We start from the raw sequence: 15314 nt of genomic DNA, 5'->3' as shown, positions 1-15314 counted from the left end.
GGGGGCTCCTGTCGTTTCCGTGCCCCTGGATTGGGTCATAGTGTCTGTCCGCCCTCTACCTGCGGCGTTGCCATGGTAGTCATTGGGGCGGCACTTGGGGACGTTCCTTTTCTGCCGGCAGTTGGGGACACTCCTTGCGCCAGCGTTGCATCGAATGCTCGGGAAAATACGAGCCGGTATTTGGCCGAATAGCGGGTCACGGTTTCCGGATGGCGTGGGTTGCGGAAAGTGCGACCCGGAATATTGCTCTGAAACGGGATGCCGTTTCCCCGACAAGGCTCAACCGGAAAGCGCATCCCATTCTGAGGCGGCAAAACGGGATGCGCTTTCCGCGCGACAGAATCTATCCAGCCGTGTTGAGCGACAGCTCCGTTACTCGCCCAGAATCAGCGCCGAGAGCTCGTCTTGGGTGTCCACCACGTAGTCGGCGCCGGTGGCTTCCAACTCTGCGCGGCCACGGAAGCCCCAGGTGACACCGGCGCTCTTGAGGCCGGCATTGTGACCGGTCAGGACGTCGACATTGGAATCGCCCACATAGAGCGTGGTTGCCGGGTCGGCGCCTAGCTCTTTCATCACATGCAGCGTAACAGGCGCCTCGGGCTTGGGAGGAAACGCATCGACGCGGCCCTGCACCAGCGCAAAGCGCTCGGAACCAAAGTATTTCTCGATAAGCGGAACCGCCGAGACGTGGTCCTTGTTAGTGAGCACGGCAAGCTGCACACCCGCGGCGCGCAGGCAGTCGAGCAGCTCGATCGTGCCGGCGTACGGTGCAGTGTGGTCTTCCTTGTGCTCGCCGTAGTAAGCCCTAAACTCGGCAAGCGTCTGCTCAAACATACGGCCGTCGCCCGCATACTCGGCGGGCATAAAGCGCTCGACCAGCTTGAGCATGCCGTTTCCCACCTTGTAGCGGTACTCGTCTACGGCAAACGTGGGCCAGCCGTGCATCTCGCAGGTATGGTTGCTGGCGGCCGCCAGGTCCTCGAGCGTGTTGAGGATGGTGCCATCCAGATCAAAGATCACATGGGAAAAAGCTGCTGCCATGGGTGCTCCTGCCGCTTGAGTTGTAAAACGCACCCCATGATACTGGGCATGCGTGCCGGGCATGTTTGGAATCTGAATATCTTTAATAGCCCTGAGCCTTTGTCGTTAGCAAATCCTCGGCAGTTGTTCTCCCACAAGCATGTCGAGGATACGGGTCGAGCCCCAGCCGGTGCGTACGCGCACGGCGGGACGGGCGCCCTCGGCAAGTGGCAGCACGCGACCGACGATGGCGGCATTCTCGCCGTAGCGGGCGGCGCGCATGGCGCTCAGCGCGGCATCGGCTTGCTCGGTCGGCACGACGGCAACCATCTTGCCCTCGTTTGCCACCTGCAGCACATCGTAGCCGAGCATCTCGCAGGCGGCCTGCACGTCGGGGCGCACGGGCACGGCATCCTCGTCGACCTCCATGGCAACGCCGCTGGCCTGCGCAAACTCGTTAAGCGTCGAGGCCAGGCCACCGCGCGTGGGGTCGCGGAAGCAGCGTGTGTCGGGTGCTGCGGCAAGCACATCGGCAATCAGGTGGTTGAGCGGCGCGGCATCGCTTTCGATGGTGCTCGAAAACGCCAGGCCCTCGCGTTGGCTCATGATGGCGATGCCGTGGTCGCCGAGTGTGCCCGACACCAGGATGACGTCGCCGGGCCGGCAGTTGGCACCGCTGAGCGTCACGCCTGCGGGCACCTCGCCTACGCCAGCGGTATTGATGTAGACGCCGTCGGCACCGCCACGCTCGACCACCTTGGTGTCGCCGGTGATAATCTTCACGCCTGCCTCATGTGCCGTTTCGGCCATGGTCTGCACAATCTGGCGCAGCTTGTCCATGGGATAGCCCTCTTCGAGGATAAAGCCGCATGAGAGGTAGCGCACGTTAGCGCCCGAGGTCGCGACGTCGTTGACGGTTCCGCACACGGCGAGTCGGCCGATATTGCCGCCGGGGAAGAACTGCGGCGAGACTACAAAGCTGTCGGTCGACATGGCGATGCGCCCGCTCGCGGGCAGCGCAGCGACGCCGGCATCGTTGCCCTCGAGCAGTTCGGGCGACCCAAAGGCATCCAAAAAGACCTCATCGATGATGCGTTTCATCATCTGGCCGCCAGAGCCGTGGCCCAACAGGACAGTGCTATCGGTGGCAGTACGGGACATATCGAAAACTCCAATCGTGGGGGGTCGGCAATAGCTGAGTGTGGCAGAATCGATGTTAAGTAAAAGTCAGCGAGCGCCATTCAGGCGAAGTGAGTTGCCTTGAAAGAGGAGGCTGCTGGGCTTTTGCCCGCAGCCGACGATTGAAAGGCAAATCGCTCGCCTGAATGGCGCGCAGCGTCGACCGGCCCGCCGTTCGTTAGAGCGGCGGAACCCATTAGCCTCGGTAGCGGAAATATGCTGCACAGCTGCCCTCGGAACTCACCATGCAGGGGCCGATGGGATGCTCGGGTGTACAAGCGTGGCCGAACAGCGGGCAGTCGCTCGGCGTGATGGCGCCGCGCAGCACGTCGCCGCAGCGGCACCCGCGTGGTTCGACCGTCGGTTCAATGGGTACGTCAAAGCGGGCGCCGGCATCAAAGCGCGCGAATTCGGGCCGGATGGAAAGACCCGAGTTGGCAATCGGTCCCAGTCCGCGCCACGTGGTGTCGCACGGCTCAAATACCTGCTCGACCAGCTGGCGCGCTACGGGGTTGCCGTCAGCGTTGACGCCACGGCGGTAGGCGTTGTCGATCGCCGGCCTTTTCTCGACAACCATCTGGACCAGCATGCAGATACCTTGCAGGATATCGACCGGCTCAAACCCGGTGACTACGCCGGGGGTCTCGAACTCATCGACCAAAAACCCAAAGGGTGCCAGGCCCGTGATGGTAGCGACGTGTCCCGGAAGGATAAAGCCGTCGATAGTGGTCTCGGGATCGTTGGCGATGGCGCGCAGCGCCGGCGGCGTGGTCTTGTGGGCGCAATAGACCGAGAAGTTCTGGAGTCCGCGTGCATCGGCCTCCAAAATGGCGGCGGCGATGGTGGGCGTCGTGGTCTCAAAGCCGACGCCCATAAAGATGACCGGGCGATCGGGGTTGTGTTCGGCGATATCGAGTGCATCGAGCGGGGAGTACACAATGCGAATATCGCGCCCCGCCGCCTTTTGCGCGGCGAGCGAGGTAGACGACCCGGGCACGCGCATCATGTCGCCAAAGGTGGTGATGATGGCGCCGTCCATCTTGGCGAGCGCGATTGCATGGTCGATATCGCGGTTGGCGGTAACACAGACGGGGCAACCCGGACCGCTCAGCAGTTTGAGCCCGGCAGGCATAATGGAGCGAAAGCCATAGCGACCGATGCTCACGGTGTGCGTGCCGCAGACTTCCATAAGGTTGATGGTGCGGTCGCCGACGAGTTCACGGATGCGCTCGATGAGCTCGCGAGCCAGCTTGGGATCGCGGAATGCCGAGAAGTCGATACCGGAGCGAGCCGGCTGTCCGGCCGCCACTAGTAAGCCTCGGCCGGGTTGGTGGCCAGCTGGTCTTCTTCGACCAGTTCGGTCATGGTGTTGACCAGGTCGAGCGTCTCCTGCGCCTCCTGCTCGTCGACAATCTGAATGCCAAAGCCGGCGTGCACGAGAATATAGTCGCCTACCTGTGCCGTCGGCACGAGGCGCAGCGAAACGGGGCGCTCGATGCCCATCATGTCGACGGTCGCCTTAAGGTCGTCGTCGCGTTTGACCACTTTACCGGGAACGGCAAGGCACATAATGTTCCCCTTTTATACGTTTTGCGCTGGATAGGCGCCTAATTACCCATCAGTTGATGGTAGCGCTCGCAGGAGTCACGAGCAAACGCGTTACACCTGTGAGACGGCGGCGCGCAGGCTGGCAAAACAGCCTATCGCGATGCTGTCTGCGCGAGGCGAGCGCGAGCGATGACGGCCTGACCGTAGGCGATACAGCCGTCGTTGACGGGCACGGAGCGGGGAATCAAGACAGTGAGACCCATGCTTTTGAGCTCGCGGGTGAGGAGCTGAAGCAAAAGTCGGTTCATGAACACGCCGCCCGAGAGCGCGACGGTGTCGAGGCCTTCACGGGCGCAGATTTCGCGTGCGATTCGTGCCGAGGAGCGCGCGATGGTGACGTGGAAGTCGAGCGCGAGCTTGCCGGCGGGCACGCCGGTCCTGATTCCCTCCAAAAGCGCCTCAAAAAGCGGTCTGGAGTTCAGAACATGGCAGTCGTCCGGACGGGATGATTCGGTTACGGAAAAGCTGACCATATTGCCGGTGGGGCAGGCACTTTCACTGCTGAACGCGCGCCAGGCGGCGGCTTCGAGTTCTATGGCGGGTTCGCCCTCGTAGGTTGCCTTGTCGCAGATGCCCAGAATTGCTGCCGCGGCATCAAAGAGACGTCCCATGCTGCTGGTACGCGGGCTGTTGATGCCGCGCTCGATCATGGTGGCTGTCACGCTACGCGTTTGCTCGTCGAGGCTGTCCAAAAGCTGAGCGGCGCCTGGGTGCTCGAGTAGGCCGAGTTCGCTGAGCAGGGCAAAGGCGTTGCGTCGAGCGTCGCGTACGGAGGCCGCCCCGCCGGGGAGCGCCCAGGTGAGCAAATGCGCGGTGCGCTCAAAGCCGTCAAGGCTGGCAACAAGAAACTCGCCGCCCCAAATGGTCCCATCGGTGCCGGCGCCGGTGCCGTCGAAGGCGATGCCAAGGACACGCGTGTCGGTTGTAAGCTGGCCCGCGGCGATGGCCTCGGCCATTACGCTCGCGATATGCGCATGATGGTGCTGCACTTCGACGAGCGGCAGATTGCATTTTCGCGCCTGCTCGCGCGCCCACTGGTCCGATAGATAGCTGGGGTGTAAATCGCAGGCCAAGGCGGCGGGCGCCAAGTCAAAGAGATCTTCCAAGCGCGTGCGCGCGGCGTTCCAGGCATCGAAGGTCCCGCCGTTTTCAACATCGCCGATATGCTGCGACACAAAACAGGTTGCCTCGCCGTTCGTCCCTTCGCGCGTGAGCGCAATCGTGGCCTTTTGTTGTGGCCCGCAGGCGAGCACGCAGGACGGAGCGCCGTCGAGCGCCGGCAACGGCAGCGGCTGGGGTGCATATCCGCGGGCACGGCGCACGGGCATAATGGCGCCGTTGACCACGCGCACCACGGAGTCGTCGTAGCGCGAGAGGATCGCGCGGTCGTTGCCGAGTAGCGCATCAGCAATGCCGGCGGCAACGAGGCGCTCCCAGGCAAGATCGTCATCGGTCTCGATGGGCTCTTCGCTCAGGTTTCCGCTGGTCATGACGAGCGCGTGCATACCGCGGGCTTCTGCCACGGCAAGCAGCAGATGCTGAAGCGGGGTGTAGGGGAGCATAACGCCAAGCTCGGGCAGGTCGTGCGCGACGGACGGTGCGAGTACGAGGGCGTCGGGAGAATCGCCGTCGCTCCCGCAAACAGCACGCCGGCGCAGCAGCACAATGGGGCGAATGCTGCCGGCCAGCAAGCCGCGCTCAACGTCGTTGACATGGCACAGGCGTTCAACGTCGGCAAGGTCGCGTACCATAACGGCAAGCGGCTTGTTGCTGCGGCGTTTGCGACGGCGCAGCTCGGCTACCGCCTGCTCGTTGGAGGCGTCGCATGCCAAGTGAAATCCGCCCAGACCCTTGATGGCGACGATGCCGCCGCTGGCCAGCAGCTCGACGCAGCGCTCGATGATAGCGTCGCTGGCCTCGCGTGTGGTGCCGACGGCCGGTGTCGCGGACGAATTCCCGCACGCATCGCCGTTCACAGCCTCGCGCCAAGTAATATGCGGCCCGCAATCAAAGCAGGCATCGGGCTGCGCGTGAAAACGCCGGTCGAGTGGGTCGGCATACTCCGCGGCACACTCAGGACACATGGGAAAACAATTCATCGACGTGGCCGCTCGGTCATAAGGCAGCGACCGGATGATGGTAAAGCGCGGTCCGCAGTTAGTGCAGTTGATAAAGGGGTAGTGATAGCGTCGGTCGGCGGGATCGAACAACTCGCGCAGGCAATCGTCGCAGGTGGCGATATCGGGCGAGACGAGCGTCGTGTGCGCGGTCTGGTCCTGCGATGCCACAATGCGAAAGCCCTGCTCATCGGCAGCGCTCCAGCCGCCAGGCTCCAAATCCGCAATATCGACTCGCTCAACGCGGGCTGCCGCAGGCGCATGCGCAGAAAGCGCGGCAACAAAAGCATCGAGCGCATCGGCCGGAGCGTGCGCCTCGATATGCACGCCGTCGCCCGCGTTGAGCACCCATCCGCAAATGCCATGCGCCATGGCCTCGCGATACACAAACGGCCGCATGCCAACGCCCTGCACAATGCCCGTCACATGAATATGCACATGTCGCATGCGACACCCCTCATCAAAACCGACCAAATAGGGACAGGTGCGCTACAGCCCCAGGCTCTGCTTGGTGGCGGCACACGTGAGCTCGCCGTGCTTAACGCCGCGCAGGCCCAGCAGACGGTCGGCTAGTTCGTAGACGCGCTCGCCGCGACCCTTGAGCGCCAGAATCTCCAAGCAGTTGTGGTGATCCAGATGCACGTGCATGGTCGATACGATCTCGTCGGTGTAGTCGTGCTGCACTTCGTCCAGACGGCGCGTCAGGTCGCCGGTATGGTGGTCGTAGATCATGGTGAGCGACCCGATAACATGCTCATCGGGCGTGCGCATCTGCTCCTTGGCGATCGAGGCGCGAATCAGGTCGCGCACGGCCTCGGAGCGGTTGGCCACGTCGCCGCGGCGCGCGATCTGTTCGTCAAAACGGCGCAGCAGGTCGTCCGGTGCGGTAACCGAAAAGCGGACCAGCTCGGAGCCGGAACCACTACAGTGGCAGCCCGCGTCACCGTCCGCCCCGTGCGGATGCTCGTGCTCGTACCCGCAGCCGTGCTCGTGTTCGGCCACGTTACACCAGCTTCACGGAGCCGACGGAGTTGTGGTCGGCCTCGATGGCCTCTTCGTAGCCCTCGAGTGCGTCGTGGGCCTCGTGCAGCGCGGCCATGGCTGCCTCGAGCTTGGCGCCGATGCGCTCCATGTCAAAATTCTCGGTCGCATGCAGCAACTGATGGCTCCACTCGTGAGCGAGCTCGATGGTGTCGTCGACCTGCTTGACGCTCATGGCAAGCTGGCTCATGTTCATTCCAACATCATGCATGGGAAATCTCCTTGTGTGGACGGTAATCTAGTGGTTCAGATTTTACTACGCCCGCTCTGCGCGCCGCTGCATAAGAAAACGGGTGCGAGTCTGTGCGACTCGCACCCGTTCACTGGGGGCTGTTTGTAACTACCATACTATCCGTGGTCGCACGCGCCGCACCCGGCAGTCCGGCGAGCGGTGCAAAACCGCTCATGGACGGCGGGCAAGTAACAAGCGTATTACAGATGCTTCTCCAGCAGCGCCTGCAGCCTCGCCTTGGGCAGAGCGCCAACCGAGCGGTCAATCTCCTCGCCGTTCTTAAACACAATCAGCGTGGGGATGCTCATGACGCCATACTTCATGGCCAGGTCCTGGTTGTCGTCGACGTTGCATTTGGCAACGGCAAGCTTGCCCGCCAGCTCATCGGCAACCTCGTCAACGATGGGCGAGAGCGATCGGCAGGGCCCGCACCACGGCGCCCAAAAATCGACCAGCACGGGCAGGCTGTCGTTAACGATGGAATCGAAGTTCTCGGGGGTAATCTGCTTAATGTCAGCCATGGTGACCTCCATAATACGACGCGGCTCGGCCGCGTAAAACTCAGTACGACCGTGCTTATACCCAGCCGCCCGCAAAGCAACCACTCGCGGGCAGCTCTTTTATATAATGGTGGGCACGCAAACGATTGGAGAGCGCATGTCCACGTCACAAAGCCAGAAAAAAGAAGCCATCGCCCAGGCGGCCGAGCAGGAGCTCACATCGCTTGCGGTCCGTGGCGTGCGCATCGTGGGCAACGCGTGCTCGCCGATCGTGCTGGTCAAAGGCGATTTGGACGAGGCCGAGCGTTCGGGCGGCGAGCTGGCTGCCGGTCCGGACGGTGCTGCGCTGCGCAAGGCGCTTGGGGCCATCGGCTACGCGCCCGAGGATTTTTGCGTGCTGGCAAGCGTCGCCGGCGCAGGCGACGGAGCGGTCGCGGTGGGCGAGACTCTGCCGTGCGAGCTGTTCCGCGAGGCGCTTGAGGCTCTGGATCCCGAGGCGGTGCTGCTGCTCGATAACAGCGCGGCCGATGTCATGCGCGAAACCTACGCCGATATGCTCGTGGCGATTGATGACTTCGACACCGCCATGCTCAAGCCCGGCCTGGTCGCCCATGTGCAGGGCCGCCGCGTGCTCGCGCTCGATGGCTTTGAGGCGGCGCTGACCGACAAAGCGGCCAAGCAGCGCATGTGGGCCTACATCAAGCAGCTGACCCCGGCGGCCGCTCCACTGTAGCGGATCGGCACCGGCGAGCGATTGCCTGGCGGGCGAGGCGCGCCGCGAGATCGGCGCCGTACTTCTACATCACAGCGCGCAGCTCAAACCGATCGCCGTTAATGCGGAACTGGCAGTTGCCGTTCATGCGCTCCACGGCAAGTTTGATGCTCTTGGTTCCAAAGCCGTGGCCCGCATGCCGGGTCACGGGCATGCCGTCGACCATGCGCGGCGCGCGGTCAAACGTGTTGGAAACTAACAGCAACAGCTGGCCGTCCTCAAGTCGCAGGTCAAGGTCGACGAATCGCTTTCCTTGGGGTGCGGCGGTTGCGGCAGTGATAGCGTTTTCCAAGGCATTTGAGAGCACGCTAAACAGGTCGGCGTCACCTACGTGGACGGTTTCGGGTACGGCGGCGCGCAGGTTGGCGGTAATGCCGTTTCTATTGATATCTGAGTTGAATGACGAAAGCGCGATATTTACGGTCTCGTTGGCGCAGAAGCGGCGTACGGCGGTGCGGTCGCCGGCTTCGCAGAGCTCATCGATGCGTTTGAGCGCCTCGTCGGTGTGGCCCTCCTCAATTAAAGTGGCCAGGCCGCGTAGGAAGTGGCGCATATCGTGGCGAAGAATCGACAGCTCGCGCCCAGATTGACGCCAAGCCTCGAGCTCTTTGATGGCGGCGCTGTCGCGGGTTTCGAGCATCCAACGCTCTCGCTCGGCGGTTTCCTTTTCTTCGTATTCGCGCAGGTAAACGGCAAGAAACATAAGATAGAAGGCACAGAGCGCAAATGCCAAAAACTCAACTGTCACCACCGAGCCCGAGTGGAACAGCGTGGTGTAGACGTTGGTGGCGTAGTCAAAGATGTAATAGACGAGCGGCAGGATTAAAAGGATGCCCAGCTCGGTGGGGCTTTTAATCGCCAGGCGGGGTCCAATGTCGCCGGCCCAATGCAGCAGGACGGCAAAGACGCCGAGCGTGGTAGCGATGCGTGCCAGATAGTACGCGATCTGAGAATCGGTTGCGGCAAATGCGGCGATGCCCATCCAATTGCTGAACTGGCAGCTCAGATAGGCGCTGGTGACGCCCAACGTCGCGAGTAGCGGACTCAAGTGGTAGCGCGCGCATAGGTAGACGGTAAGCGGCAAGTGCACGACGAGCGGATAGACCTGACGGGCAAAAAGCTCTCCGCCAACGACATTGGCGATCGAAAAGGCAGCGCCGGTTGCGGCTCCGACCCCCACCAACTCGAGTGCATGGCGTCGATTGATTTCGATACCGCACAGCGCCGCCGAGGCAAAGACGCCAAAGAGCAGCGTCGTGGCGTGGTGGATTGCCCAAAGGACCATTTCGACCGAGGAGATCATCAGCGCCTCCCGCCCTCAAAGCGCACCGCAAAGTAGGCGTCTTGGAACCCCTGCTTGCTGCTGCGCGACAGCGGAATGCACGCGCCGGAGCGCATAACGATGTCCGTGCGATTGAAGTGGTCGATGTTGCGCAAGTTGACCTGGTAGCTACGGTGGCATTTAAAGAAGGTGGCATTTTGCGCCAAACGGTCCTCGACGCTGCGGAACGACTCGAGTGCCTCGATATCGCGTCCGTCGCGCAGGTGGAAGACCACGTGCTTGTTGCGCGCCTCGGCATATTCGATGTCGGACAGGCGCAGGGCGTGGTAGCCAAAGGACGTTTTGATCACGAGCTCGTCGGTTGCCGCCGGGCGCATGCTCGAAAGTTCGTCGAGTAACTGCGCCAGGCGTTCGTAAGTCACGGGCTTGAGCAGATAGTCGAAGGCGCGGACCTCGTAGGACTCCAGTGCAAACTCGGGCGACGAGGTAAGGAACACCAGGCGCACGGCGGTGTCGGCCTGGCGCAATTCGCGTGCGGTGTCCATGCCGTTGACGAGCGGCATGATCATGTCGAGCAGGATGATGTCGGCGCGCGACGCGGCATGGCGCGCCAGCAGGTCCTCGCCGCGCGTGACGAGCGCAACATCGACCGCCGTGCCCGTCTCGATCGACCAACGGTCGATCATCCGGTGCAGTCTATCTAGAAAAGCGACGTCATCGTCGCAGGCAATAATCTTGAGCATTCTGAGCCCCCTTAGTAGTTCGATTTTGCCACATTGGGCGCGGACCACTCGCGGGGGAGCGCCCGTTCGTGCCTCACGGTGCGCAACTCGCGCCGAGCGGTATTGCGGTGGCGAAAGATGCCTCCTGCGCTATCGAGAGCTCGGCTATCCTCAGCTTGCCAGTTCGAAAATGGACTTGCCGCATGATCGAATCTTTATTTCAACTTTACACCTAGGTTTACAGCTGTCTTGTCAGCTGTAAACCTAGGTGTCATACTAAAGCCCCAAGATTCGCCAAAAGAGAGGGGCCTTGATGGCACAGAGCGCGAACATGGATGCGTCGGAGCTTGCACGCGATATCGCGGCCGGCCTAGCATCGGCAACGACGGCAACGGAGCGCGCGGCACTGGTGCCCGCAGAGCTCGTCGAGGCCATTCAGCAACTTAAAACCCAACGCGACGCGGTGATCCTGGCGCACTATTACGTGGCGCCCGAGGTTCAGGCTGTGGCCGATTACGTCGGCGACAGCTTCTACCTGGCAAAGCTTGCCAAGAGCCTGCCGCAGCAGACCATCGTGCTGTGCGGCGTGGAGTTTATGGGCGAGAGCGCCAAGCTGCTCAATCCCACCAAGACCGTGCTGCTGCCCGAGCCGGGCGCGGACTGTCCCATGGCGCACATGGTCAAGCGCGAGACGGTCGATGCGGCGCGCGCCGAGTACGGCGACGACCTGGCCGTGGTCTGCTACGTCAACTCCACGGTCGAGATCAAGAGCTGGAGTGACGTGTGCGTTACCAGCTCAAACGCCGTCAAGATCGTCTCCGAGCTGCCGCAGCAGCACATCTTGTTCATTCCCGACCAGAACCTGGGCCGCTTCGTAGCCGAGCAGGTGCCCCAAAAGCACGTCATCCTCAACAACGGCTACTGCCCGCGCCATCACATCATCACCGTCGAGCAGATCGTTGACGCGACGGAGGCCCACCCCGACGCGCTCGTGCTGGCGCACCCCGAGTGCAAGGCCGACGTCTTGGCCGAGGCCGACTACATCGGCTCCACCGCCGGCATCATCAAGTACGCCGAGGAGTCCGACGCGAGCGAGTTCATTATCGTGACGGTCCGCGGCGTGCTCTACGAGCTCGAGCGCCGCTGCGAGGGCACCGGCAAAAAGTTCTACTTCCCCGCGGTGCAGCCCACCTGCGTCAACATGGATCTCATCACGCTCGAAAAACTCGTGCGCTGCCTGGAGACGGGCGAGGGCGAGGTGCAGATCGGCGTGTCGGACGAGGCGGCAGACCAGGCCAAGCTCACGCTCGACCGCATGCTCGAGTACGCAGCACGCTAGAACAATGTGGCATGAGGGACGGTTCCTTATGTCACATTCAAGGGAGAGGATTCCTGTGGAAACCAAGCAATACCCCGATATGGAGTGCGACGTCGTCATTGCCGGCTGCGGCGTAGCGGGCCTGTACGCGGCGCTCAACCTGCCGACGAGCGCGCGCGTGATCATGCTCTCCAAGGGCGCGGTCGACGAGTGCGATTCGATGCTCGCGCAGGGCGGCATCTGCGTGCTGCCCGAGGGCTCGGACTACGATGCCTTCTTTGAGGACACCATGCACGCCGGCCATTACGAGAACCGCCGCGAGAGCGTCGACATCATGATCCGCTCGAGCCGCTCGGTCATCAACGACCTGCTAGCGATGGGCGTGGATTTTGAGCGCAAGGCTGATGGCGGCCTCGACTTTACCCGCGAGGGCGCGCACAGCCGTCCGCGCATTGCCTTCCATGCTGACATTACGGGCAAGGAGATTACGACCAAGCTGCTTCAGGCCGTCCGCAAGCTGGACAACGTGCAGATTCTCGAACACGTTGCCATGACCGACATCCTGACGGCCGAGCGCGATGGGGCCACGGTGTGCACTGGTGTCGTCGCTGTTGCCGTGGACGAGGACGATTCAGCTCGCCCCGCCGACGAGCTGGCAAATGCCGCTGAGGGCGTGCATGTCGGTAAGCCGTTTAAGATCCATGCCCGCCATACGCTGTGGGCGACGGGCGGCATCGGTGGCGTATACGACCATTCGACCAACTACCCGCAGCTCACGGGCGACGCCTGCTACATCGCGCAGGAGCACGGCATTAAGATGGAGCACCTGGACTACGTGCAGATCCATCCCACGGGCCTGTTCTCGCCGCAGCCAGGCCGTACGTTCCTGATCAGCGAGAGCTGCCGCGGTGAGGGCGCGATTCTGCTCAATGCCGCCGGCGAGCGTTTTACCGACGAGTTGCAGCCGCGCGACGTTGTCGCTGCCGCCATCCGCGAGCAGATGAAGCAGGACGGCACCGAGCACGAGTGGCTGAGCTTTGCCCCCGTCGAGCGCGACGTGGTGACTGGGCACTTTGCCAACATTCGCGCGCGCTGCCTTGAGGACGGCCGCGACATCTTGGACGAGCCCATCCCCGTTACGCCCACGCAGCACTACTTTATGGGCGGCGTATGGGTCGATAAGGACGGCCGCACTTCGATGCCCGAGCTCTACGCCGCGGGCGAGACGGCTTGCAACGGCGTTCACGGCAAGAATCGCCTTGCATCAAATAGTCTGCTCGAGGCGCTGGTCTGGGGTCGTCGCGCCGCGTGGTACGTGCGCACCGGCGAGTCGCTGGCCGTGGAGCAGGCGGGCGAGCCCGCGCTCGATGGACGCCATCGCGCCCTGAGTTCCGATACCCTTGCAATCGATGATTTGGCCCGTGCCGCCGGCACGCAGGCCGCAGAGGAGTAGACCATGAATCCCATTACCATGAAGCTCGTCGTCGATGATCTGATTTTGCAGGCTCTGCGCGAGGACATTACGTTTGAGGACGTGAGCACGGCGAGCGTGTGCCCCACGGCGCGTCCCGCCACGGTGGAGCTTATCGCCAAGGCCGACGGCATCATCGCCGGCTTGGATGTGTTTGCCCGTACCTTTGAGCTGCTGGATTCGCAGAGCTCGGTGCTGCTCGACGTTGCCGATGGCGACGAGGTGCACGCCGGCGACCATGTGGGTCAGGTGCGCGGCGATGCGCGCGTGCTGCTTTCGGGTGAGCGCGTGGCGCTCAACTACCTGCAGCGCATGAGCGGTATCGCTACCTACACGCACAGCATGGCCGCGGCGCTCGAGGGAACCAAGACCGTGCTCGTCGACACGCGCAAGACCACGCCGGGCATGCGCGTGTTTGAGAAGGCGGCGGTTGAGATTGGCGGCGGCAGCAACCACCGCTACAACCTGTCGACGGCCGTCATGCTCAAGGACAACCATATCGATGCCGCCGGTGGCGTGACGCGCGCGATCGAGATGGCGCGCGCCCATGCGTCGTTTACCACGACAGTTGAGATTGAGTGCGAGAACCTGGACATGGTGCGCGAAGCCGTGGAGGCCGGTGCCGACATTATCATGCTCGACAACATGACCCATGACGACATGGCCGCCGCCATCGAGCTTATCGCCGGTCGCGCCAAGACCGAGTGCTCGGGCAACGTGGACGCCAGCAACATTCGCGCCCTGGCCGATCTGGGTGTCGACTATATTAGCTCGGGCGCCCTGACGCACTCTGCGCCGATCCTCGACCTCTCGCTTAAGCACCTGCGTCTGCTGGACGGTAAATAATGAACGCCCGCGAGCGTCGCCGTGCCATCATGGGCGTGCTCGAAGGAGCCAAGGAGCCCGTTTCGGGCAGCGCACTTGCCCGCGAGGTTGGCGTGAGCCGTCAGGTCGTGGTTCAGGATATTGCCCTGTTGCGTGCCGATGGGCACGATATCGTGGCGACCAACCGCGGCTACGTGCTGCAGGAAGCCGCGAGTAGCCCCGCCGTGCCCACGCGTCTTGTTAAGGTGCGCCACGGCGTGGAGCAGGCGGGCGACGAGCTTACGAGTATCGTCGACGCGGGTGGCGCCGTGCTCAACGTGATCGTCAACCATCGTGTGTACGGCAAGATCACGGCCGACCTGGACATCCGCAACCGCCGCGATGTCGAGCGCTACCTAGAGGGCATCGCCAGCGGCAAGAGCTTCCCGCTGCTGACGGTGACCAGCGGCTACCACTTCCATCGCATCGCCGCGGAAGACGAGCAGACCCTCGACGAGATCGAGGCCATGCTCAAGGAGAAGGGCTACCTTGCCGATTTAATGCCTTACGAGGACGATCTATCGTAGCCGATGCTGCAAACGTCCCTAAGCGGCAATCTGACGTTCAATCGTCGGTCGCGTACCAAATACGCTTCCCTCCTCTTTCACGTCACCTTGCTCGCTTAGGGACGTTTTCGCTGACGTGAGCTCAACCTGCGATGGTGCCTAATTGGTTATCCGCACAAAAAAGGAGGCCTCCGCGGCGATGCGGAGGCCTCCTTTTTGTGCACGGTGTACTTTTGAGTGTGCAAGTGCGGGAGTTGTTACTCCTCGACGATCTCGGTGATCGCGCCAGCGGGGCAAGCGTCCTGGCAAGCGCCACAGGCGACGCAGGAGTCCTCGTCAGCGACGGTGGCGACGTCCTGGAGCTCCAGAACGCCAGCGGGGCAGGAGTCGACGCAAACGCCACAAGCGATGCACTCGTCGGCATCAATTACGGGATGAGCCATGGTAGTTTCCTCTCTGTTGACCGACGCTACAGACGATGCGCGCCGGTTTGATTCGGGCAAAAACATACCACGGGAGCGACCGTTTGCAATACCCTCTGGCCGGCATCTTCATACCGTTCGCCGAGTATGCCAAGGTTTACTAAAAAACACGCAGGTGGGGCCGCTGAGCTGCGCAAATGTTAGCTACAGGTGACTTGAAATAAAGGGCGATTGAGTGTGCTTGCGGAAACCGCATCCCA

General features: G+C 62.5%; 16 protein-coding genes. 5 read left to right on the top strand and 11 right to left on the bottom strand.

Going from position 1 to position 15314, the window contains the following annotated elements; translation table 11 throughout:
- Positions 1 to 372: 372 nt before the first annotated feature.
- From DW943_RS07640 to trxA, 8 genes are all read right to left on the bottom strand, one after another.
- The gene (locus DW943_RS07640; protein WP_117862663.1) at positions 373 to 1041 is read right to left on the bottom strand and encodes an HAD family hydrolase; all 669 of its coding nucleotides are present in this window, start codon (positions 1039 to 1041) and stop codon (positions 373 to 375) included.
- Positions 1042 to 1146: 105 nt separating this feature from the next.
- On the bottom strand, positions 1147 to 2181 hold the full coding sequence (hypE, locus tag DW943_RS07635) for a hydrogenase expression/formation protein HypE (RefSeq protein WP_117862662.1): 1035 nt from the start codon (positions 2179 to 2181) through the stop codon (positions 1147 to 1149).
- 214 nt (positions 2182 to 2395) lie between these two features.
- Complete coding sequence (hypD, locus tag DW943_RS07630; RefSeq protein WP_233543626.1) at positions 2396 to 3508, bottom strand: hydrogenase formation protein HypD; 1113 nt, start codon at positions 3506 to 3508, stop codon at positions 2396 to 2398.
- On the bottom strand, positions 3508 to 3768 hold the full coding sequence (locus tag DW943_RS07625) for a HypC/HybG/HupF family hydrogenase formation chaperone (protein ID WP_089573632.1): 261 nt from the start codon (positions 3766 to 3768) through the stop codon (positions 3508 to 3510). Before DW943_RS07625 ends, hypD begins: the two co-directional genes overlap by 1 nt.
- A gap of 131 nt (positions 3769 to 3899) precedes the next feature.
- On the bottom strand, positions 3900 to 6371 hold the full coding sequence (gene hypF, locus DW943_RS07620) for a carbamoyltransferase HypF (RefSeq protein ID WP_117862661.1): 2472 nt from the start codon (positions 6369 to 6371) through the stop codon (positions 3900 to 3902).
- Between the two features lie 42 nt (positions 6372 to 6413).
- Complete coding sequence (gene nikR, locus DW943_RS07615) at positions 6414 to 6926, bottom strand: nickel-responsive transcriptional regulator NikR (protein ID WP_118205863.1); 513 nt, start codon at positions 6924 to 6926, stop codon at positions 6414 to 6416.
- A 1-nt stretch (position 6927) separates the two neighbouring features.
- Positions 6928 to 7176: a hypothetical protein gene (locus DW943_RS07610; protein ID WP_006235225.1), complete on the bottom strand. Its 249-nt coding sequence runs from the start codon at positions 7174 to 7176 to the stop codon at positions 6928 to 6930.
- Positions 7177 to 7397: 221 nt separating this feature from the next.
- Positions 7398 to 7718, bottom strand: a complete 321-nt coding sequence (gene trxA, locus DW943_RS07605) for a thioredoxin (RefSeq protein ID WP_055250861.1) — start codon at positions 7716 to 7718, stop codon at positions 7398 to 7400.
- 136 nt (positions 7719 to 7854) lie between these two features.
- Here trxA and DW943_RS07600 point away from each other — a divergent pair, with 136 nt between their 5' ends.
- A complete protein-coding gene (locus DW943_RS07600) occupies positions 7855 to 8430 on the top strand; it encodes a hypothetical protein (protein ID WP_117862665.1) in 576 nt (191 codons plus the stop codon).
- Positions 8431 to 8494: 64 nt separating this feature from the next.
- Here DW943_RS07600 and DW943_RS07595 read toward each other — a convergent pair whose 3' ends face one another.
- Both DW943_RS07595 and DW943_RS07590 read right to left on the bottom strand, forming a co-directional pair.
- The gene (locus DW943_RS07595; protein ID WP_117862660.1) at positions 8495 to 9772 is read right to left on the bottom strand and encodes a GHKL domain-containing protein; all 1278 of its coding nucleotides are present in this window, start codon (positions 9770 to 9772) and stop codon (positions 8495 to 8497) included.
- Positions 9772 to 10494 carry a LytTR family DNA-binding domain-containing protein gene (locus tag DW943_RS07590; RefSeq protein ID WP_117862659.1) on the bottom strand — a complete coding sequence of 241 codons (723 nt, stop codon included), beginning with the start codon at positions 10492 to 10494 and terminating at the stop codon, positions 9772 to 9774. Before DW943_RS07590 ends, DW943_RS07595 begins: the two co-directional genes overlap by 1 nt.
- Positions 10495 to 10786: 292 nt before the next feature.
- On the opposite strand from DW943_RS07590, the gene nadA reads away from it, so the two are divergent.
- Genes nadA through DW943_RS07575 form a run of 4 tightly spaced genes read left to right on the top strand, consistent with a single transcriptional unit; the run spans position 10787 to position 14653 of the window.
- On the top strand, positions 10787 to 11812 hold the full coding sequence (gene nadA / locus DW943_RS07585; RefSeq protein WP_089573637.1) for a quinolinate synthase NadA: 1026 nt from the start codon (positions 10787 to 10789) through the stop codon (positions 11810 to 11812).
- Between the two features lie 28 nt (positions 11813 to 11840).
- Positions 11841 to 13244, top strand: a complete 1404-nt coding sequence (locus DW943_RS10595; RefSeq protein WP_199572826.1) for an FAD-binding protein — start codon at positions 11841 to 11843, stop codon at positions 13242 to 13244.
- Positions 13245 to 13247: 3 nt separating this feature from the next.
- Positions 13248 to 14108 (top strand): carboxylating nicotinate-nucleotide diphosphorylase, encoded by an 861-nt coding sequence (gene nadC, locus DW943_RS10590; protein ID WP_117839956.1) that lies wholly within the window; start codon positions 13248 to 13250, stop codon positions 14106 to 14108.
- On the top strand, positions 14108 to 14653 hold the full coding sequence (locus tag DW943_RS07575) for a transcription repressor NadR (RefSeq protein WP_117862658.1): 546 nt from the start codon (positions 14108 to 14110) through the stop codon (positions 14651 to 14653). Before nadC ends, DW943_RS07575 begins: the two co-directional genes overlap by 1 nt.
- 236 nt (positions 14654 to 14889) lie before the next feature.
- Here the strand turns inward: DW943_RS07575 and DW943_RS07570 are convergent, their stop codons facing one another.
- Positions 14890 to 15075, bottom strand: a complete 186-nt coding sequence (locus tag DW943_RS07570; protein WP_006235216.1) for a DUF362 domain-containing protein — start codon at positions 15073 to 15075, stop codon at positions 14890 to 14892.
- Positions 15076 to 15314: the final 239 nt, after the last annotated feature.

This window comes from Collinsella sp. AM44-11 (assembly GCF_003467145.1).
GTDB lineage: Bacteria > Actinomycetota > Coriobacteriia > Coriobacteriales > Coriobacteriaceae > Collinsella.
The sequence above is the reverse complement of the archived record's forward strand: the minus strand, read 5'-3'. Positions and strand labels throughout refer to the sequence as shown.